At 68.9% G+C, this 19,469-nt stretch carries 18 protein-coding genes and 1 pseudogene; 10 read left to right on the top strand and 9 right to left on the bottom strand.

Annotated features, from left to right (window positions below; genetic code table 11):
* Positions 1-63: 63 nt before the first annotated feature.
* On the bottom strand, positions 64-1,860 hold the full coding sequence (locus OG715_RS31240) for a reverse transcriptase/maturase family protein (RefSeq protein ID WP_266273959.1): 1,797 nt from the start codon (positions 1,858-1,860) through the stop codon (positions 64-66).
* A 250-nt stretch (positions 1,861-2,110) separates the two neighbouring features.
* Here OG715_RS31240 and istA point away from each other — a divergent pair, with 250 nt between their 5' ends.
* Positions 2,111-3,586, top strand: a complete 1,476-nt coding sequence (istA, locus tag OG715_RS31235) for an IS21 family transposase (RefSeq protein WP_266273960.1) — start codon at positions 2,111-2,113, stop codon at positions 3,584-3,586.
* A 39-nt stretch (positions 3,587-3,625) separates the two neighbouring features.
* Here the strand turns inward: istA and OG715_RS31230 are convergent, their stop codons facing one another.
* A complete protein-coding gene (locus tag OG715_RS31230) occupies positions 3,626-3,907 on the bottom strand; it encodes a hypothetical protein (RefSeq protein WP_266274642.1) in 282 nt (93 codons plus the stop codon).
* A gap of 106 nt (positions 3,908-4,013) precedes the next feature.
* Between OG715_RS31230 and istB the strand changes: the two genes are divergently transcribed.
* Entirely contained in the window at positions 4,014-4,739 is a 726-nt protein-coding gene (gene istB, locus OG715_RS31225; protein ID WP_353962759.1) for an IS21-like element helper ATPase IstB, read from the top strand.
* A gap of 643 nt (positions 4,740-5,382) precedes the next feature.
* Here the strand turns inward: istB and OG715_RS31220 are convergent.
* The 3 genes from OG715_RS31220 to OG715_RS31210 form a co-directional block, all read right to left on the bottom strand.
* On the bottom strand, positions 5,383-5,844 hold the full coding sequence (locus OG715_RS31220; RefSeq protein WP_323182225.1) for a group II intron maturase-specific domain-containing protein: 462 nt from the start codon (positions 5,842-5,844) through the stop codon (positions 5,383-5,385).
* On the bottom strand, positions 5,841-6,770 hold the full coding sequence (locus OG715_RS31215) for a reverse transcriptase domain-containing protein (RefSeq protein WP_323182226.1): 930 nt from the start codon (positions 6,768-6,770) through the stop codon (positions 5,841-5,843). Before OG715_RS31215 ends, OG715_RS31220 begins: the two co-directional genes overlap by 4 nt.
* Before the next feature lie 478 nt (positions 6,771-7,248).
* Positions 7,249-8,667, bottom strand: coding sequence for an IS4 family transposase (locus OG715_RS31210; protein WP_266274643.1), 1,419 nt, complete (start codon positions 8,665-8,667; stop codon positions 7,249-7,251).
* Between the two features lie 145 nt (positions 8,668-8,812).
* Here OG715_RS31210 and OG715_RS31205 point away from each other — a divergent pair, with 145 nt between their 5' ends.
* Together OG715_RS31205 and OG715_RS31200 are read left to right on the top strand one after the other, a co-directional pair.
* Positions 8,813-9,265, top strand: a complete 453-nt coding sequence (locus tag OG715_RS31205; RefSeq protein WP_266273962.1) for a tyrosine-type recombinase/integrase — start codon at positions 8,813-8,815, stop codon at positions 9,263-9,265.
* 162 nt (positions 9,266-9,427) lie between these two features.
* Positions 9,428-10,558: a hypothetical protein gene (locus OG715_RS31200; RefSeq protein WP_266273963.1), complete on the top strand. Its 1,131-nt coding sequence runs from the start codon at positions 9,428-9,430 to the stop codon at positions 10,556-10,558.
* Positions 10,559-10,588: 30 nt separating this feature from the next.
* Here OG715_RS31200 and OG715_RS31195 read toward each other — a convergent pair whose 3' ends face one another.
* The 4 genes from OG715_RS31195 to OG715_RS31180 form a co-directional block, all read right to left on the bottom strand.
* Complete coding sequence (locus OG715_RS31195; RefSeq protein WP_266273964.1) at positions 10,589-10,975, bottom strand: hypothetical protein; 387 nt, start codon at positions 10,973-10,975, stop codon at positions 10,589-10,591.
* Between the two features lie 161 nt (positions 10,976-11,136).
* Entirely contained in the window at positions 11,137-13,767 is a 2,631-nt protein-coding gene (locus tag OG715_RS31190) for a S8 family peptidase (RefSeq protein WP_266273965.1), read from the bottom strand.
* On the bottom strand, positions 13,760-14,737 hold the full coding sequence (locus OG715_RS31185) for an AAA family ATPase (RefSeq protein ID WP_327064173.1): 978 nt from the start codon (positions 14,735-14,737) through the stop codon (positions 13,760-13,762). Before OG715_RS31185 ends, OG715_RS31190 begins: the two co-directional genes overlap by 8 nt.
* 373 nt (positions 14,738-15,110) lie before the next feature.
* On the bottom strand, positions 15,111-15,638 hold the full coding sequence (locus tag OG715_RS31180; RefSeq protein WP_266273967.1) for a flavodoxin domain-containing protein: 528 nt from the start codon (positions 15,636-15,638) through the stop codon (positions 15,111-15,113).
* 313 nt (positions 15,639-15,951) lie between these two features.
* Between OG715_RS31180 and OG715_RS31175 the strand changes: the two genes are divergently transcribed.
* From OG715_RS31175 to OG715_RS31150, 6 genes and pseudogenes are all read left to right on the top strand, one after another.
* The gene (locus OG715_RS31175) at positions 15,952-16,161 is read left to right on the top strand and encodes a hypothetical protein (RefSeq protein ID WP_327064172.1); all 210 of its coding nucleotides are present in this window, start codon (positions 15,952-15,954) and stop codon (positions 16,159-16,161) included.
* Positions 16,158-16,607: a MerR family transcriptional regulator gene (locus OG715_RS31170; RefSeq protein ID WP_266273969.1), complete on the top strand. Its 450-nt coding sequence runs from the start codon at positions 16,158-16,160 to the stop codon at positions 16,605-16,607. Before OG715_RS31175 ends, OG715_RS31170 begins: the two co-directional genes overlap by 4 nt.
* Positions 16,588-16,905, top strand: a complete 318-nt coding sequence (locus OG715_RS31165) for a hypothetical protein (protein ID WP_266273970.1) — start codon at positions 16,588-16,590, stop codon at positions 16,903-16,905. The genes OG715_RS31170 and OG715_RS31165 overlap by 20 nt, the downstream gene beginning before the upstream one ends.
* An 11-nt stretch (positions 16,906-16,916) precedes the next feature.
* Positions 16,917-17,221: pseudogene (locus tag OG715_RS31160) on the top strand (YnfA family protein); the annotation flags it as partial.
* 345 nt (positions 17,222-17,566) lie between these two features.
* The gene (locus OG715_RS31155; RefSeq protein ID WP_266274762.1) at positions 17,567-17,899 is read left to right on the top strand and encodes a hypothetical protein; all 333 of its coding nucleotides are present in this window, start codon (positions 17,567-17,569) and stop codon (positions 17,897-17,899) included.
* An 89-nt stretch (positions 17,900-17,988) separates the two neighbouring features.
* Complete coding sequence (locus OG715_RS31150; RefSeq protein ID WP_266273971.1) at positions 17,989-19,311, top strand: PP2C family protein-serine/threonine phosphatase; 1,323 nt, start codon at positions 17,989-17,991, stop codon at positions 19,309-19,311.
* The last annotated feature ends 158 nt before the right edge of the window (positions 19,312-19,469 follow it).

Genomic DNA, 19,469 nt, shown 5'->3' with positions numbered 1-19,469 from the left:
CGGCCCCCCACCGAACCGGACGTGCGACGTTAATCGCATCCGGCTCTCCAGTGCCTTTTCTTCTCATGAGTTCTGTCGGGAGGGACGTCCGCTGTAGTGGATGCCCTCGTGGCAGGTGCGGCAGACGACCAGGGTCTTGCGATGGCGCGCGGCCATCATCTGGGCCCAGGCGGGCTTGACGGCCCGTCCCTTCACGTTCAGGTCCTTCAGATGCCGAACGTGGTGCACTTCGACATTGTCGTGGGACCCGCACATCTCACAGGTGTCGGCGAGCAGGCGCTTGACGATCTCGTTGCGTCCGCTGTTCCAGACCTGCGTCGGGTGGTCGTCGAGACTGTTGATCTTGATCTTGCGGGCCAATGAGATCCCGCCCCACTGCGCCACCAGCGGCTTCTTACCCTCACGCTCGACGGTGACTTGGAGCCCCCGGCGGGGGCCCTGGTCGGTCTGGAGCACGGCCCGGTAGCGCTTGTAGACCCTGGAGACGCGGACGCGGTACTTGCGCGCCAGCGTCTTGGTCAGGGAACGCTCCATCACGTACTTCAGCCGTCCGAGACGGTGAAGGTTGTAGGCCAGCTGGTAGTAGCCGGCGATCCCGCGAAACTCTGCCTGGTACTGGGCGACGATGGAGAAGTCGCTGTTGACCGTGCGTTCGGTCCGCCGTATCGGCTGGCCGTGGTGCATGTAGGGACGGCACTTGGCCCGGATGACGTCAGCAGGCACCTTCAACCCGATCTGCGCGTTGATGCTGCGATGACCGCGATGATCGCGCTTGCTGTCGTTGCCCAAGACCACGATCTCGTAGCCGAGGAACCGGACGGCCTTCGTCCGCCCGTGGGTGATCAAGGTCTTCTCTTCGGACAGTTCCAGCTTGAGCTCGTCGCGCAGGAACCGGCCGACGTCGGCCTTGATCTCCTCGACCTCCCCCTTCGGGCCGGTGAAGCCCAACAGCCAATCGTCCGCGTAGCGGGCGTAGTTCAGCCGCCTGTAGTCCGGATCGTTGGGGTCACGGGACGGCATGGCCTTCATCTGCTTGCGCAGCGCCAGGCCCGCCTCCACGTCACCCTGCTGTTCCAGCCTGCACGCGCGCTGCCATAACCGCGCATAGGGTCGATGAGCTTTGCGTCGGGCTCCCCGGTTGTAGGTGGGCAGCAGGTTCGTCTCGATGTACTTGTCCAGCCGGTCCAGGTAGATGTTGGAGAGGATCGGCGAGATCACGCCGCCTTGCGGAGCACCGCTCAGCGTCGCGTGATAGCGCCAATCTTCCAGATATCCGGCCTGGAGCAGTCCGTCAACCAACCGCAGGAAGCGGTTGTCATGGATCTTCTCTGCCAGAATCGACCGCAGGACACCGTGGTCCAGACTGTCGAAACAGGCTTTGATGTCGCCCTCGACGAACCAGGTCGTACCCCGCCAGCCGGGATAGATCGCTTGCAGCGCGGTGTGACACCCCCGGCCGGGCCGGAAACCGTGGGAGTGGGCGGAGAACTGCGGCTCGTAATACGCTTCAAGCAGCAGGCGCATCACTTCTTGCAGCAGTTTGTCCGACCACGTCGGCAGTCCCAACCCGCGTCGCTTCTTCGTGTTTCCCTTCTTCTCGATGTAGACGCGGCGTGTGGGTGACCATCGGTAGCGCTCACTGCGTAGCGCGTCGATGATCGCCTGGATCTTGCCCAGGCGCATGCCGTCCACGGTCTCGGCCGTGGCGCCGGGCGTCATCGCACCGTCGTTGCGGTAGATCCGCCCGTAGGCCAGCAGGTACAGATCCGGGTTGAACAAGCACCGATAGAGACGTTCCAGCGGCAGTCCCTTCCTGCCGCGCTCACGGATGATCCCCAGTACGGATTCGGCGCTCTGCATTTCGCATACCTCACCATCATGGACGATCAGTTGACACCTGGGGTGTCGGCGGCCGTGGCAAAGTCCAGGTGTGCGGCCAGCCGGGTCCAGGCTGATGGCCACCGGAATTCCAGGTGTATGGCCGTCTGACCTGTGGTGTTCCTGATCGCTTCCTTATCTGAAGGAGACCCCTCCGTCCGGTTTGCTGGTGTTTGCGAAGCATCAGCGAACTGGTCGAAGAGGTCCTGTGACGAAGTCTGACAGAGAGATCATGGAAATCTTTGAGGCGTACGACCTGACCGGGACGGTCTGGTCGGCGGCGGCCTTGGCGGGGCACGACCCGAAGACGGTCAAGCGGTATGTCGAGGCCCGCGACGGCGGGCGCAACCCCTATGAGCGAGAGCCGCGGCCGAAGATGATCGACGCGTTCCTGGAGAAGGTCGAGGAGTGGGTCGAGCAGTCGAAGGCGACGATCCGCGCCGATGTGGTCCACGAGAAGCTCGTGAAGATGGGCTACCGGGGCAGCGCGCGCTCGACGAGGCGGGCGGTGAACGCGGCGAAGGCCGCGTGGAAGACGGGCAAGCGCCGGACGTACCGGCCGTGGATTCCCGAGCCGGGCCGGTGGTTGCAGTTCGACTGGGGCGAGGGGCCGCGGATCGGCGGCCGGAGGACCTGGCTGTTCTGCGCGTGGCTGTCCTGGTCGCGGTTTCGGGTCGTGATCCCGGTCTGGGACTGCACGTTGGGCACGTTGGTGGCCTGCCTGGACACCACGTTGCGGCGGATCGGCGGGGCGCCGACGTATGTACTGACCGACAACGCGAAGACGGTCACCGTCGAGCACATCGCCGGGATCCCGGTGCGTCATCCGCAGATGGTCGCCGCGGGCCGGCATTACGGCTGCCAGGTGGTCAGTTGCGTGCCCTACGACCCCGAGTCGAAGGGCGGCGCGGAGGCCACGGTCCGTATCGCGAAGGCCGACCTGGTGCCCACAGGTGCGAACTTGTTGCCCGCCTACGACTCCTTCGCCGAACTCGCCGATGCCTGCCGCACCTGGTGCGAGCAGGTGAACTCCCGTCGTCATCGGGCGACCGGGCAGATACCCGCGGACCGCCTGGACGTGGAGCGCACCACCCTGCACGTCCTGCCCATCGAGCCGCTCGCGCTCGCGCTGGGCGAGGAGAGGCTGGTCGGCTCGGATCGCACGATCAGCTTCAACTCGGTGCGCTGCTCGACCCCGCCGGGCTATACCGGCGCGAGGGTGTGGTGCCGGGTCGTCGGCGAGGAGCTGTCCATCACCGCCCGCACCAACTCCGGTGATCTGTCGGAGATTTGGCGCCACCGGCTCTCCACCCCGGGTGTTCCGCAGATCATCGACGCCCACTACCCCGACCACCCGGACGGCCGCAGCGTCCACCAGCCGAGGCTGCGGCCCCGCTCGGAGGCGGAGATCGCGTTCGTGGGCATCGGCCCCGGAGCCGGGCGCTGGCTCAAGGAAGCCGGACCCGCCGGCGCGGTCCGTATCCGCGCCAAGATGGCCCGCGCGGTCGAGCTGGCCACCGTCCTGGGCAACGACCAGGTCGACCACGCCCTCGGCCTGGCGGCCACGGCCGGGCGCTTCGCCGACGACGACCTGCTCTCGATCCTGGGACACATCGCGGACAGCAAGCCCGCCGGCGAGGTCGTCCGCGCGGACGAGGCCCACTCCGTCCAGAACGGAACCATCGGCTGGCAGGCTCTGCGCCAGTAGGCAACAACCCCAAGGCAGTTGAAGGCCAGCCGATCGGGGTCAGTCGCCGACGAACCACAGATACAGGTGTATTCCGCGCTCGACGACCTGGCACAACTCGCGGGCCTGCGCGACCCAGTCGCCACCACAGGCGGCGGGAAGCCGGTCGAGTTCCGACAGCAGCATCGGCATCTGCCGCCAGTTGAACACCGCATCCCCAGACGGGTCGAGGGCCCAGAGCAGCGGGAACCTCACCCGGTCCAGGTCCGCGAAGGCAGCGGTCCACTCCACGCCGACCTTGGCGCTGGCCACGATGTCCCCGCTGTCACCACGCACCACCATATCGATCACCCGCCGAGCCTATCGGCGCCCACCCCGACCATCGAAGGAATATACGACCGTGACGTTTCCCCAGGCCCCGGCCCTGCCCGAGGAGCTGGACAGGCTGATGCGCCGGATGCGCCTGCCCTATATGCGCAAGGCCGCACCCGACGTGCTGGCCACCGCCCGCGCGCAACGCTGGGACCCCGCCGAGGTGTTGAGGCTGCTGATAGCCGAGGAGGTCACCGGCCGCGACGCGGCCACCCGACGGCTGCGGCGGCATTCGGCGAACTTCCCCACCGGCAAGACCCTGGGCTCCTGGCGGGCCGAGGACTCCACCATCCCCGAACCCACCCAGAACTCCCTGATCACCCTGGAGTGGATCGGCCGCGCCGAGAACCTGGTGGTCGCCGGCCCGTCGGGGACGGGCAAAAGCCACTTCACCGAGGGCCTGGCCCAGGCCGCGATCGAGAAGGACCTGCGGGTGTCCTGGTTCACCCTGGAGACGCTGAGCGCCGCGATCGGGAAGTCAAAGGTCGACGGGTCCACCGCACGGACCGTCGCCCGGATCTGCCGCGCGGACCTCATCGTCATCGACGACATCGGCCTGCTGCCCGTCGGGGAAGACGCCGCCGAGGCGTTCTACCGAATCATCGACGCCGCCTACGAACGCCGGTCCATCGCGGTGACCAGCAACATCCACCCCTCAGGCTTCGACACGATCATGCCGAAGACCCTCGCCGGCGCGAGCACCGACCGCCTCATGCACCACGCCCACCTCGTGACCACCACCGGCGACTCACACCGCCTCGCCGAAGCCCTCGCCGGCAAGGGAGTGGTCCCCTTGAACTGACCCCCACCCCCAGGAACACCACTGGCCACACACCTGGGTTTCTGATGGCCACCAGCCTGGACACCCAACGGCCACCCACCTGGGCATCTCAATGGCCGTTGACATGGGGCCCTTCGCCCGTGTAGACGGCTTTCCCGTCCTCCCCGGTCGGGCGTTACTCCGACGACTACTACGGCCCCTCCGTAGCCATAGGGCTCTCGCCCCTTAGGCCATCCCGCATTCCCCTTGCGCTGGACGTATCGAGCGTGACTTAGGCGGCCTTTCCGTCCCCTTGAGCGAACTCGCTGTCCGCCGCCCGCCGGCCGGAAGGGTTGAGACGAGGAAACTCGGACTCGTCCGATGCCGACGGCTGCGACCTAAGACGTCGTGTCGCAGAGTGTGCCAATTCCACCGCTGGTGACTGGGCTTCAGGCAGTATGGCTTTCGCCGTATCACGCGGGCCTCGCGCGGCAGCGTCTTTGACGCCTTCTCAACGCTCCGCGCTTTCCCGCCATGCTGCTGTCCCCTCGCGCTTTCGCGTCCAGGTGAGGCGGGCGACCCCAAGGTCATCTCCTTCCGAACCTAGGCCCCCTGCGGGGGCGATCCAGCGCCGAGTGAAACGGCGCACGATCTCTCGGCAACGGGCTCTCCACGGTTCCTGCCGTCAGGCGGGGTTCGCAGGTGGCCATGGGGTCGGGATCTTGTTGCCCCGGTAGGTGTAGCGGGAGACCGTCACACCCTCGATCCGGAAGTACTCGACCCCGTCCGCCGCGATCTTCCACCGCCCGGAGGCGGCCAGATGGCGTCGGACCTGACTCCAGTTCCAGCCGTGGCGCGCCCGCAGCATGTGGACCAGTCTCCACCAGGTGAAGTCGTCCAGTTTGCTGAAGGTGTGTTTGGCCACGGCGTACTTGAAGTAGTTGGCCCATCCGCGCATGATCTGACCGAGCCTGGTCAGAACCGACGCGAAGTCCTGCTGCGATGTCTTGTGCGTCAGGGCACGGATCTTCGCCTTCAGCGTCCGGACGGGCCGGTGCGCGATGAAGGTGTAGACGTACCACTTGTTCGTCCCCCTCTTGCGCTTCCACCGGATGCGGAAGCCGAGGAAGTCGAACCCGTCGCTCATGTGCACCACTTGGGTCTTGGCCGGTGACGCCGCAACCCGAGCGGGGCCAGCGCGACGGCGACGTCTTCGCGCAGCGCCTCGACGTGCTCGCGCTCACCGTGCACCAAGACGACGAAGTCGTCCGCGTAGCGGACCAGCCGCCACGTCGGCCGCCCCTTGGAGCGCCGGTACTCGCGCTTGCCGGGGGTCGACATCGCCCCGCCCGGCTTCCACGGCCCCATCACGTGCTCGTCGAGCACCGTCAGAGCAATGTTGGCCAGCAGCGGAGACAAGATGCCGCCCTGCGGCGTCCCGGTCAACGTCTCCCGGTGATCGCCGAGTTCCGTGAGGATCCCGGCTTTCAGGAACGCCTTGACCAGCGCCAGGACGCGTTTGTCCTTCACGCGGCGACGCACCCGGTCCATCAGGGCCGCGTGGTCGATCGAGTCGAAGCACGCCTCGATATCCGCATCCAGCACCCAGCGGTAGCCGCGGGAGCCGAAGTGGTGGATCTCGGCGATCGCGTCCTGCGCACGCCGCTTGGGCCGGAACCCGTACGAGCACGGCAAGAACTCCGCCTCGAAGATGGGCTCCAGCACCAGTTTCAGCGCCGCCTGGACGACCCGGTCCGCAACCGTCGGAATCCCGAGCGCGCGAACCTTCCCCGACCCGCCCGGTTTCGGGATCTTGCGCTCCCGCACCGGCAGCGGCCGGAACGAGCCGTCCTTCATGGCGGCCCGCAGGTCGTCCAGGAACCCGGGCACGCCCACCAGTTCCGCGACGTCGGCGACCGTGAGACCGTCCACGCGAGCAGTGCGCGCACCCTGGTTCCCCGCGACCCGGTCGAACGCCACGATCAGCGTCGCCGAGTCATGCACGAAGTTGAACAAGTCATCGAACCGGCGGCCGGGATCGGCCACCGCCCAACGATGAAGCTTGGCCTGCATCTCCGATACCCGAGACCATGCTCCCGAAGGGACGTGGTCCGGGGCACCGCCGTTCGGCGGCGCGTCTTTCGGCATTGCAGCCTCCTCCCCTTCCCGAAACCGCTGCCGCCCTTCCCCATGTGCCGGGCTCTCCCCGGCTCGGAGTACTACGGCGGCTCCGCCCCGCCCCGGACCGATCGGCGGTCGACGCGCCCAGGCCCACTCCCGCCGGCAGCGAGGCAGAAGGGCAAGACCCGGGACGGTTCCCGTGTTCACTGTGGTTCGCTCAACGAAGTAGGAGCCCGACTATGCCCCTGCGGCATCGCTGCGAGTACGCCGCAGACCTTCCTCGCAGCCTCCCTGGCAGCTCGTGCCCACCACCTCGGGAGTTCCCCGCCAACCATCGACGGGTGCGCGCCGCCCCCGGCCCAGATCCACCAGGTTCGAGCCGGTGCCGCATAAAGGGCAAGACCGGGAAGTTAGGGCCCGTTGGCGGTGGTCAACTGGGGGCGATGGCGATGGTGATTTCTACTGGTTTCTTTCCTCCGACGCTGCCTGCGACCTTGTTGTAGGCGTAGGGCGAGAGGGTGCGTTTCACGCACCGCGGGCTGATCCGTGACCGGCGGCGCCGGGGGCCGAGATTTCTTGCGAGGACCAGCACGTCGGCAAACGGCACCTGCGGCACCGGGGCGCCGAGGGCTCCTGCTGCGGTGATCACGCGGAGTCGGGCGGTTCGCAGTGCGATGGTGAAGGACAGCCGGTCGGGGTCGATCCCCGCTGCCGTCGCGGCCTGGGTCATCGCCATGCGGGTGATCTGAAAGACGATCAGCAGGGCGTATATCTCCTGGTCAACCCCATCATCCCAGTGCGAACGCAGGACACGGTCGGCGCCGCGCAGGGTGACCTTCAGGCCGAAGTAGGCTGTCTCGGCCTCCCATCGCTCGTGGTAGAGGGCCGCCAGTTCGGTGGCCGGATAGCGATCGGGATCGAGCAGAGTGGTGATCAGGCGGACGTCGGTAGTGCTGCGTTCGCCGCTCGCAGTGGTCACGGTCACAGAGAAGCTGATCACCCGGACAGCCACCCCGGTGACCTGGGGCGGGACCGTCCGGCTGGCCCTGTTCAGCCATGCGGTCAAGCGCGCCATCGATCGGGTGTCGGTGATCACCGACAGATGGGACCCGTCGGCGAGCGCATGCAGAACGGGGAGATTCCGACGCGTGTGCATCCTCCACAACAGGTCAGCACCGGTGGCAGCAGCATCACGGATCAACTCGAAGCCGTCGTAACCACGGTCGGCCAACAAGAGCATGCCCCGTTCCAGTGCCGACAGCAGAGCGTGTGCCTGGACTCGTTCCTGCTGGTCACGCGGTCCGAACACCACCGCGATCAACGCCCGGGTTCCGCATTCGACCAGCGCGGTCAAACGCACCTGCGGATAGCTGGCCGGGCGACTGCAGCCGCTGCCGTGCAGACCGAAGCGCGCCACGTTCGCCGCACTGCCGGCGACCTCCAGCGATGTACCGTCCCAGGCCACCACCCGCAGTCCCCGCCAGAACGCACCCACCGTTCCGGCGCTCGCCACCGGCCCGCGCAACCGGTCGAACAGCATCGCCAGCGGTGCCGCTCCCAAACGCCGACGCGCATGACGCAACGCCGCCGACGAGGGATCCGACAGACCAGACCGTGGAAGCCCGGCGACCAGCGACGCCCACACCCCGCCATACCCGCAGTCCATGAACAGCACCATGGCCAGGACGAAGTAGACCACCACCCGCGCGGGAAGCAACCGGACCCGCTTCTCCACTCGGCCCGTCGCCGCCAGAACCTCATCCACCAGAGCACCCGGAACCCACCCGGTCAGCTCGCCCAGATGCCCCGGACCAAACACCCCCAAGCGACTCGGACCGATTCCACGCATGACAGACTGAACCAGCAACGGAGCTCCCCAACTGCGACTTCGACACTCACAGTTGTGACAGGAGCTCCGTTGCCTCGTCAACAAACAAGCACTCGGTTTGACCACCGCCAACGGGCCCTAACTTCCCGGTCTTGGCATAAAGGGGGTGTCACACGCCGGTTCCTCGCGTACTCCTCTCCGTCCCGCTCGCCGAACCCGAACCGTCTGGCAGTACCGGCCCGTCCCGGCTTTGTCAGGGCTGCTCCCACCCTCCCCGGCGTCACCCGGATCAGGCTGCCCTCAGCTCCACCGCCCTGCTGCGACAGGATCAGCGGCGAAGGTCTCTCACCTCCACTCGAACCACAGCGCCTCACGGCGCACGCACGACCTCAGGCACACCGCCGCCAGCATCATGATCGCCGAAGACATTCCCCTCGCCATCGTGTCCAAGACGCTGCGGCACTCCACCCTCGCCACCACCATCAACCTCTACGGCCACCTTTTCAAGGACTCCGCCGATCAAGCCGTACGCGCCCTCGCGAAAGCGCTCGACCAAGCCGACGCCCACCGTGAGAATGCCTCGGCTGTCGTCGACGCATCCGGTCGTTTCGCCGCTTAGGCCCTTGCCGGCAGGGCGACTTGGGTGGAGCCGAGGGTCTGCCCAAATTCGGATGGCCTGTCCGGGGTCGCAGGTATCCTCCCGTTACGGTGGTCAGCGTCGCGCCTGACCGGTCGGCCTGCTGGCCAACTCTCCTGGCCGGCAGGCGTGGAAGGACCCCCAGTGATAGATCTCAGCAACTACGAGCTGCTCTGGCCTGCCGATCTCTTCATCGCCGAGGCCAACCACGTCGCGGCGTCAGGTCGGCGGGACTGGACCTCCAGGGCCGAATGGCTGCTCACCGAGGCGTTCCAGGGATCGAGTGCCTGCTCGGACTTCGAGAACCTGCCCGCCGCGGCCCCCAAGGACGACCCCTGGGGCCAGCCCGACCTGCCTGCGTGGGTGCAGGCTCCGGCACTGACGCAGCGGACGTGGTTTCGCGAGTTGGTCGACCGGGCGAAGGAGATCCGGCACTTCACGGAGCCCCGCCCCTACTGGCCTCACCGCCAGGGGCGGGTCACCCCCGCGGCGCCGGCGCAGCCGGATTCGGTGCGCCTCGGGTTCGCCCGGCTGGTCATGGAGATGCACGGCAACGGCTACCTCGTCGAGCACTTCGGGGAGGAGTGTGTCGACGTCGACGAGGAGTTGCCGGACGCTGCCGAGGTGCTGGAGCTTCGCCTGGGCATCGCGCAGCTGTGGCCTCTCAAGCCGCAGCGGTGGGACGAGGACGTCTTCTTCGGCCTGGTGGAGGTCTTCCATGATCTGCTGTCGCGTCCGCGCGACCGCTACTTCCATGACTGGGACCGGTGCGGTTGGCACCACCGGGAGTTCCACGCCGGCCCGGCCCGGGTGTTGTACCGGTGGCGGGTGAACCGGCTGCTCGCGGGCGCCGGTATCCACTACCGGCTTGCCGATGAGGGAGAGGATCAGGGACGCCTGGTTGCCGTGACTGACGATGCCCGGGGCGACCTTGTCCACCGGGCCCTGGCTGTCACCGACCCCGACATCAAGCAGCGCACCGCGCACGCTGTCGCCCTGTATCGCGCCCGCAGCGCAGCCATCGAGGAGAAGCGCTCAGCGATCATTGCCCTGGCGGGAATCCTTGAGGAGCGGCGCGACCTGATCCGCGCCGAGCTTGGAAAGCCGGATGACGGCGCGTTGTTCATGATCGCAAACAAGTTCGAGATCCGTCACCGCGACGCCTCCCAGCAGGAGGACTACGACCCGGCGTTCCTCGACTGGATCTTCTGGTGGTACCTGGCCACGGTCGAACTCACCACCACGCTCGCCGGGCGCCAACAGGCCGGCGGCTGAACTGGTCACCTGGCTGGGTTGCTCCGTCCTCTACTCCAGCGGACGGTTGAGCCGCTCGGTGGGGATGTTGCGGCGCCGGAGGAAGGCCAACATTGCCCTGGAGTAGGGGCCGTCGATGTGGAATTGTCCGTATCGGTTCTCCAGGTCGATCCAGATGGCGTCCATGAGCCCTCTCCCTCGCTCGTAGGGGTGGATCCGGATCCAGTCCATCCACCACACGCCGTCCTCGATCGCGAAGCCGGCAGCGCCTGCGGCGATCGGGAACGTGGCGTGGAAGCGACGGGAGACGAACAGCACGCCCTCCGCTTCGCCGCGTTCAGCACTGAACGGGGCGATGTCGCTGGTCGTCTCCCGCTGGAATTGTTGGCCGATCACGTCCACGGCTTCGCGCAGGATCTTGCTGTCCGCGACGATCACGGACCTGCTGCTCGGTCGCTCCATACCGAGCAGGGGGACCATCCGGATGTCGAACCGCGGAGGATCACCGTAGTTCGCCAACTCCCTCTCCTGCCCCTCCGCACCTACTGCTGCCTCCGATGTCGCGATGCTTGAGGTGGCCGTTGCCTGCCCGATGTCACCTACCAGCTGATGGGAAGCTGTACCGGCACTCCCGAGGACGTCTCGACTCGGGCGGCGAGGTCGGCAGGGATCGGCACGTCGAGCTTTACGGCCGTGGGCGTGTAGAGGTCGGTCTCGACTGCTGGTGTCGCCAGCGACACCAGGAGGGCGTAGGAGACGGGAAGGCCGACCCGGTCGGAGCGGTCGTGGTCCTTCCACCAGCCGCCGGCGGGGTAGACGGCGAGCATGCCGCTGCCGGCCAGTGCTGTCGCGTCGCCCCTCCAGACGTCGGAGTGGAGTGAGCCGCGTTTGCGGTTGGTCGGGCCGACGACCCAGGCGTCGTCGCTGTCGAACTTCTTGACCTTGGTGATTCCGTCGTCCCCCGCCTCCGCGGTCTCCGCGATGCGGCGCTCGAAGGCGGCCTGGGACTCGAGGGAGCCCTTCATGGCGAACCTGAGCCGGTGGGAGGGGTAGGTGCGCTGGCCCCTGACACCGCGCCGGCCGGGGTTGGGTTCGACGAAGTACGACAGGGTGACCCGCAGCTCGACGTCCGTGCCGCCCAGGTCGTCCAGCTGCTCACGGGGCCAGGGAAGCTCGTGGAGCTTGAGCTCACCCAGGCGGACACCCCCCGGGTAGCGGCGGTACGGGATGAGCGAGCCCTGAATCATGAGGGTGACGGCGTTCGCCGCGCTCGACAGGACCCGCTCCTCGGTCGGTACGCCCCAGCCGTAGCGGCGCAGTACCTTTCTCGCGAAGTCACCCGGCCCCATTTTGGGCCGGCCGGTCCTGGTGTAGACGCCCTGGAGCATGGGCGTGGTCCAGCGGGCCTCGTGGACCAGCAGGCCGCGGATCGCTTCGGGGCCAAGGGCTGGGTAGGCGGCGTGGGCCATCGCTGCCAGGCGGGCGGCCTGGGCGGTGGCTGCGCTGGTGGCATTCGCCGTGGTGAGGGGGCGGTCGATGTGGATGCCGGTGGTGGTGAGGCCGACGATGTCGTGCTCGTGCCACTGGGTGTTGGCGTCGTCGACGAGGAGGTTGCCGCCTTCGAGGACGATGTCCGGCTTGATGGGGGTGGACTCGCCCATCGCCACGGAGGTACGGCTGAAGGGCGAGAGTTCACCGGCCGACGCGAGGGCGCGGTAGCCCTTGAAGTCGGGGTGGTCGGGAACGTCGGTGAGGTTGGTGTGGGCCCCGACGGCGAGAATGTTCCAGGCCTGTGCGGGGTCCTCGATGCGGGAGGTGTCGCACAGGTCGAGGTGCGTGGGGCTGCCGTCGGCGGCTCGCATCTCGTGGGGCAGGCGGTCGCGGATGTTGCCGACCGAGACGACGATCAGCCGGGAGGCTGCCGGGTCGGGGGCGCCGTGCAGTTCGATGCGATCGTCGCGGACGGTGACGGACGTGCCGGCCGCGAGCGCGTCGACGGTGGCCGACCAGAGGGTCGCCGTTCCGTCGGTGCCGTTCTCCGGGCGGACGGAGTGCTTGGTGACGGCCATCGAGAACACCCGGGCACGGGGCTGCTCGACGGATCCGGTCTCAGCGACGGCTACCGCGTCGGCCGTGACCTCGCCGAAGGTGCGGGGAGTGCCGGGGGTCTTCGCCGGCAGGAGCTTGACCGCTTCGATGCCGTGGGTGAGGCGCACGGGATCGTTGGTCGCCAGTGCGGCGTCGAGGTCACCGTAGAGCGCCAGGCCGGCCATCCAGGTGCCGTGCCCGTTGCGGTCCTCCGGGCCTTCCGTGGGGAAGGCGCTCTGCGCTCGCCCGGCGAGCGCGTCCTTCAGCAGAACGTGTTCCTGGCGGATTCCGGTGTCCAGGATGCACACGGTGGGTGATCCGGGCGGTGCCTGCTCGAGACGGGTGGCGAGGTCGGCCACGAGCGGCATCTGCAGGGCGCGCTGGGTCGTGTGGATTTCTTCGGCGAAATTGGGCCGTCTGATCTCGGCGGGGCAGTTGGTGGTCAGCAGGAGCCTCAGCTGGTCGCCCGGGGCCTCAACTTGGGCGACGTGGTAGTCCCCGAGGGTGATCGACCGGGGGGCGACCCGCCAGCCGAGCTCGGCGGCGGTGCGGCGCAGACCCTGGATCTGGTCCCCTTCGGTGATGGAGGGGTCGAACCACAGTTCCCACCATCGGGGCGCTTGTAGCTCCGGGAGCGGTGCCTCCTCCTGCCAGAAGTGTTCGAGCAGCGCGCGCTGGATTCGCTGCATGTTGGCGACGGTCGCGGCCTGCTTCGGGTTGTGGTCCCTGGTGTCCTGGGTGAACTGGCTGATCTTGTCGGCGAAGGTCGGCACCAGTCCGTCCGGAATCCAGACCACCGCGTCCTGCGGGTGGCCAGGCGTCGCCGGGTGGGCGCTCAGCAGGGTCAGGCCGGAGCTGTCGAGGGCGCCCAGGTTCAGGCCGTGGCCCTCCGCCGCTTCGACGCGGATGGCGAACCCGTCGGGCCGGTTCTCTGCGGGGCTCTCCCGCCGGTCCTCGACAGCTTCGTGCTGGGCCTGGCGCAGTCCTTCGAGCAGGCGTGTGACGTGGCCCTGCCGGTCTGCGGACCTGTCGACCAGGTCGTCCCCGCCGCCACGCGCGGTCTGCTTCTTCGGCACCAGGGTGGCGGCGCTCCACGGGACGAGCAGGTGCGGGGTGAACCTCGGCAGGGCCGGGTCAGGCATGGCGCAGCGCGTGCCGCTCGTCCAGGGCGTCGATGAGTAGGCGTTCGTCGATCATGTCGTCCCCTCCGAGGATGGCGCGTTTGGCTGCCGACTCCGCGGCTTTGACCAGCTCGGCGTGGCTTAGCTGGTCGACCTTGCCGGTCAGGTCGGACCACCGTACTGCTGCGGTGTTCATACCGGTGAGCCTTCGCTGCAAAACCTCGATCGCCTGGTCCGGGGAGGGGGGCGCGTAGCGGACGACGAGGTCGAAGCGGCGGAAGAGGGCGCGGTCGAGGAGTTGGCGGTGGTTGGTGGCGGCGACGACGAGGCTTTCGGAGGGGGCTTCGTCGAGGAAGAGGAGGAAGGAGTTGAGGATGCGGCGGGCTTCGCCGACGTCGTTGCCGGCGGTGCGTTCGGCGCCGAGTGCGTCGAATTCGTCGAAGAGGTAGACGGCCCTGGTTTCGGCTGCTGCTTCGAAGATCAGGCGGAGTTTGGAGGCGGTTTCGCCCATGAAGCGGCTGATCAGTCCGTCGAGGCGGATGGTGAACAGCGGGAGTGAGAGTTCCTTGGCCAGGGCGGCGGCGGTCATGCTCTTGCCGGTGCCCGGCGGCCCGGACAGCAGGATCCGGTGGACGGGTGTGAAGCCGAACCGTTCGAGGCGGGCGCGCTGGCGCTGCTCGTGGAGGACCTTGTCGAGGCAGGCGCGGAGGTCCTCGGCGAGGGTCATGTCGTCGAGGCGGACATCGGAGTAGCCGGCGGTGAGCAGGCTGGCCAGCTCGCCCCTGGGTTGCACGACGGGGGTGGGACCGGTGCGGGGGATCTTCTGGGCACGGGCGGCGTCGATGAGCTCGCGGATCTCGACGGCGAGCTTGCCGTGCCCCTGGCGGGCGGACTTCGCGGCGACCTGGAGAGCGACGCTGTAGAAGAGGTCCTCGTCACCTTCGGCATGCGCGGTGAGGAGCGCCTTGAGGTGGTCAGCTGTCGCAGCCACGCACCCCACACTCCTTCTCCGAAAACCGGGCCCGCCATAGGAACGGGCGTTGATGACAGTCGACACTCGCACAGTCGAAGAGCCAGCACTTTCCGCCATCGTACGGGGGCGGCAGGAGCCGGCGAGGCCCGGCGCACAAACCGGTGCTGTCAAGTCCGCGCGTCCCGGCGAGCCGGACATGGCCGGCCGAAGCGCTGCGACTGGCCCTGCCCTGCGTGCGGTGCGAGGGCTGAGTGACGTCCACGCGCTTTCGGCGCTGGCTCGGCTTCAGTACCGGCTGCCCGATGCCAGGAGCACATAGGCGGGAGGTCCATGGACGGTCAGCGACCGGGCATTGGTGCGGTGGTGTCGCAGCGGCTCCCCGGGCCCGAGGTCAGCGCCCCGGGGCCTTTCCGGCGGCGAGGAGCGTCTCGGCGATCTCGGTGGCCCAGGCGTCGATGGCGTCCCAGTCGCGGTAGTCCCCGGTGTGGCCGCCCAGGAGGCGGAGTGCGAGTGTGCCCACCCGGCCGAGTTGTTCGCGGGTGACGACACCGGAGAAGAGGCAGTGTCCGCTCAGGCCGGGCAGCGGCGCGAGCGCGTCGAGGACGATCGCCTCCTCGCGCCGGGCGAACCTGCGCCACGGCCCCCGCAGCGCGGCGGGCATACCGACGCTGAAGGCCCAGACCCGACCGTGCACGAGCGTGTCACAGTGGCGTCGCAGGAAGGCTGCCGCCTCCGGCAGCCACCGTCGGTTGTGGACCGCGCTGCCCAGCACGAAGGCGGTGTAGCCGTCCACGGCCGTCCCGTCGTCGAGCGGCCGGACATCGGCACGGCAGCCGGACTCGGCCAGCCGAGCGCCGATGCGCTCGGCGATCTCCCGGGTGGAGCCGTGCGCGCTCGCATAGCCGACCAGGACCGTCATCGCGCCTCCTCGAAACGCCCCCGTCCGCGGGTCATGACCAGTCTCCGTATCGTGCCCGTGCGGTGCCGTGGATCCGACCGGTCCCGATGCCGGGCCGGCCGGCCCCAAGCCAGCCCGGTCACCGGGCTGTTTCGGCGTGCCTCCATCGTCCAGCCTGTACCCGCACCACCCGGTTGCGCCGCGCGAAGCCGCGCGGGCGATCGTGTGACGTGCCGGGCGCCGACTGTCGGTGGGGAGTGCCACACGGCCACGGTTCGCTTGCCGCACCGTTCCCGGTAGGAGCCCGAGCCGGCTGCGGCTGCGGCTGCATGTGGTGCTGGCCAGCGGCGAGGGCGTCGAGGAGCGGGTACGCGACCTGGCGGACCGCGAGAGCGGCTGCTGCTCGTTCTTCACCTTCAGCGTCACCCAGGCCCTGGGCGGCGATGAGGTGCAGCTCGAAGCCGAGGTAGACCCGGTTCACGAGAACGTGCTGAACGCCCCGCAGGAGCGAGCCGGCTCCGCCGCCGAGAGCGGTGGACAGTGAACGCCAAGGGCCTGCGCTCCGGCCAGGTCGCCGAGGCGGCTGGGGTGAACATCCAGACCTTGCGCTACTACGAGCGGCGCGGCCTGCTCGCCGAGCCGGACCGCTCGCCGGGCGGTCACCGTCTCTACGGCGAGGACGCGGTGACCGCCCTGCGGGTCATCAAGGCCGCCCAGCGCTTGGGCTTCTCCCTGGAGGAGGTCGCTGAGCTGCTGGAGACCGGCCGCCACCGCCACGGCCGCCCCGTCCCCGGCCTGCAGGAACGTGCGCGGGTCAAGCTCGCCGAGGTCGACTCGAAGATCGCCGACCTGTCCACGATCCGCGAAGCCCTCACGGCCGCAGTCGACGCCGGCTGCGATGACCTGACCCTGTGTGCCACCAGCACGTGCTGCCCCATCCCGTTCACCGACCTCGCCGAGGAGTTGCGCCATGCCGGACCCTGCTGTTGACCGGCCCACGGCCCGCGCTGTGAAGGCCCTGGGCGCGCTGGCGGCCGCGGCGTGCGCGGCGTGCTGCCTTCTGCCCGCTCTGATCGCCGTCGGCGTCGTCGGCGCGGGCGCCGGGGCGGTGGTCGGCTGGCTGCCCGCCATCGCGCTCGCCCTGGCCGTGGGTGCCGGCGCCATGTGGTGGCTGGATCGGCGCCGGGCCGCCCGCGGCTGCGGCTCCGCCGCCTGCGGGCAGGGCGGATGCGGCTGCAAGGCGACCGAGGACCCGCTGCAGATCACCCTGGCCGCCGCCCGCCGGTAGGGTCGCTGCCTGTGACCGTCCTGCGCTCCGTCGCTCTGTTGGCCGCCGTCGGCCTGTTCGAGATCGGCGGCGCCTGGCTCATCTGGCAGGGCATGCGCGAGCACAAGGGCTGGGCCTGGATCGGCGCCGGCGTCGTCGCATTGGGCATCTACGGCTTCGTCGCCACCCTCCACGACGACGCCAACGGGCGCGTCCTGGCCGCCTACGGCGGAGTCTTCGTCGCTGGCTCCCTGGCCTGGGCATGGTCGTCGACTGCTACCGGACCGACCGCGCCGATGCCGTCGGCGCTCTGACCTGCCTGGCCGGCGTCGCCGTGGACGTGCACCGTCGATCTTGCGCAGGAGGGCCGGCGTCGTGTCCGCCGCCGGGGCGGGTTCGCCAGCCGCGGCGAGGCGGCCGGGGCGAGGCGGCCGGGGCGATGGCCGCAATGATGGACGGTGTCTACGAGAACAGCCGAACCATCTTCGCTGACTGCCTGCGCGGGGGCGCTGGCAACGAACAACGCCGGTGCTCGCTCCGAACTCATTCGCCCGACACAAAGCGTGGGTCGAGCGCGACCTCATCCCCGCCTTCGGCCGATGCCGACGACTCGCCGGATCTGCGATTTCCCACGAGCCGCCACGGCAGGACGGGGCTTCAATGGAGAAGGAGGTGCGATCCAATGCTCGAAATGCACTCGTCAAGGTCCCCCGGTGTGAGGGGTTCATCCGGAGTGAGTCGGGGTGAGTGGCTCCTGCTCGGCGCCGGTGCCATGGCGGTGGGCGCGGGCCTGCACGCTGCCGCAGGACTGGTGGAGATCATCAAAGAGACGTGGGGCATCAAGCCGTCCTACGAGAAGACGGGCGAGGCCGGCGCGGATTCGAAGGCGGTGCCCGGGACCGCGAGCTGGATACTCTTCGGTGCCATCACCCTCGGAGCCGCGGCCCTCCTGCACGCGGTTGCCAGCCTTGTGGAGATCATCAAGGAGATCCTGCAGGCAAGGCCGAGCTCATAGAGCCGGGGTGTGTCCCCGCCGGCCACGGCACAGACGACCTCCGGCAGGTACACGGCAGCGCCGAGCCGGCACGAGCGAAGGCGGGCTCGATGGATCCGCAGGAAGACTCTTCGCGGTCGGACGTTCCCGACCTCGGCCAGCGCCGTGACGACGATGTCGACCGGATCGTCGGGCGTCTGCGGGACCTCGCGCACGCCCAGAGCCGGTTCCAGGACCTGCTGGACGCGGTGATGGCGGTGGGCCGGGAGCTGGAACTGCCGGTCGTGCTCCGGCGGGTGATCACCACCGCGATGGGCCTGGTCGACGCCCGCTACGGCGCGCTGGGCGTGCTCAGCGCGAACGGCGAGGAACTGGACGAGTTCATCCCCGTCGGACTCACCGAACGGGAGGTGGGGGACCTGACCGGCGTCGCGCTGCCGCACGGACGCGGACTTCTCAAGCTTCTGATCGACCACCCCGAGCCACTGCGTGTCGCGGACATCGGCGACCACCCCCACTCGGTCGGCTTCCCACCCGGGCATCCCCCGATGCGGACCCTGCTCGGGGTCGCCGTGACCTCCCGCGGACGCGTCTACGGCAACCTGTACCTGTCCGAGCGGCGCGACGGGCAGCCGTTCGACGTCCACGACGAGGCCATCGTCGTGGCGCTCGCCGGTGCGGCGGGCCTCGCGATCGAGAACGCCCGGCTATACCAGCAGGTCCGCGCCGGCGCCGAGTACTTCCAGCGTCTCCTGCTGCCCCGGCTTCCGGACCTCGACCCGTTCGAGACCGCGGCCGTCTACCGGCCCGCCGCGACCCCGGATCACGTCGGCGGCGACTGGTACGACGCCCTGATGCTCCCCGACGACGCGTGCGCCCTGGTCATCGGCGATGTCGGCGGCCACGACCTCCAGGCCGCCGCAACCATGGCCCAGACCCGCAACATGCTGCGCGCCCTGCTGTACGACCGCCGCACGCCGCCCAGCGCGGTCCTCACCCAGCTCGACCGCACCCTGGACGCGATCACCGACAACCCGATCACCACCGCCTGCCTGGTGCGCATCGAGCCTGCCGGTGACGGCTGGACGCTGCACTGGAGCACCGCCGGACACCCGCCGCCGCTCCTGCTCTCACCCGACGGCACCCACCGCTACCTGCACGCCGACCCCGGCCTGCCCCTCGGCGTGGACACCGACCTGCCCCGTCCCGACCACAAGCACCCGCTCCCCGGGGACGCCCGGCTCATCCTGTTCACCGACGGGCTGGTCGAACACCCCCACCGCCCACTCGACGCCGGCCTCGCCGAGCTCGCCCGGATCGCCGCCGCCCACGCGGACCTGCCCCTGGACGACCTGTGCCGGACCCTGGCCGACGCCCGGGTCGGCGACGGCCGCGACGACCTCGCCGTCCTCGCCCTGCGCACCCCGCCGTAGGAGCCGGGTTCGGCCGGATAGCGGGGGTGATGGTCGCGGCCTAGCGTGGAGGGGAGTGCCGGTACCCGGCCCGAGCGTCTGCCACATGGACCCGGACCTCGGTGTTCGACGGAACTGCCCTCGATGCGGCACCCATCGACACCCTCGCCGTGGCGACG

Origin of the sequence: Kitasatospora purpeofusca (genome assembly GCF_036010405.1) — a bacterium.
GTDB classification, from domain to species: domain Bacteria; phylum Actinomycetota; class Actinomycetes; order Streptomycetales; family Streptomycetaceae; genus Kitasatospora; species Kitasatospora purpeofusca.
This window is presented reverse-complemented; position numbering and strand designations above follow the sequence as displayed.

What these genes read in the sequence shown, in the direction of transcription:
- OG715_RS31240 (WP_266273959.1), bottom strand. Translation starts at nt 1,860, where the DNA reads ATGCAGAGCGCCGAATCCGTACTGGGGATCATCCGTGAGCGCGGCAGG.
- istA (WP_266273960.1), top strand. Translation starts at nt 2,111, where the DNA reads ATGGAAATCTTTGAGGCGTACGACCTGACCGGGACGGTCTGGTCGGCG.
- OG715_RS31230 (WP_266274642.1), bottom strand. Translation starts at nt 3,907, where the DNA reads ATGGTGGTGCGTGGTGACAGCGGGGACATCGTGGCCAGCGCCAAGGTC.
- istB (WP_353962759.1), top strand. Translation starts at nt 4,014, where the DNA reads ATGCGCCGGATGCGCCTGCCCTATATGCGCAAGGCCGCACCCGACGTG.
- OG715_RS31220 (WP_323182225.1), bottom strand. Translation starts at nt 5,844, where the DNA reads ATGAGCGACGGGTTCGACTTCCTCGGCTTCCGCATCCGGTGGAAGCGC.
- OG715_RS31215 (WP_323182226.1), bottom strand. Translation starts at nt 6,770, where the DNA reads ATGCAGGCCAAGCTTCATCGTTGGGCGGTGGCCGATCCCGGCCGCCGG.
- OG715_RS31210 (WP_266274643.1), bottom strand. Translation starts at nt 8,667, where the DNA reads ATGCGTGGAATCGGTCCGAGTCGCTTGGGGGTGTTTGGTCCGGGGCAT.
- OG715_RS31190 (WP_266273965.1), bottom strand. Translation starts at nt 13,767, where the DNA reads ATGCCTGACCCGGCCCTGCCGAGGTTCACCCCGCACCTGCTCGTCCCG.
- OG715_RS31180 (WP_266273967.1), bottom strand. Translation starts at nt 15,638, where the DNA reads ATGACGGTCCTGGTCGGCTATGCGAGCGCGCACGGCTCCACCCGGGAG.
- OG715_RS31165 (WP_266273970.1), top strand. Translation starts at nt 16,588, where the DNA reads ATGCCGGACCCTGCTGTTGACCGGCCCACGGCCCGCGCTGTGAAGGCC.
- OG715_RS31155 (WP_266274762.1), top strand. Translation starts at nt 17,567, where the DNA reads ATGCTCGAAATGCACTCGTCAAGGTCCCCCGGTGTGAGGGGTTCATCC.
- OG715_RS31150 (WP_266273971.1), top strand. Translation starts at nt 17,989, where the DNA reads ATGGATCCGCAGGAAGACTCTTCGCGGTCGGACGTTCCCGACCTCGGC.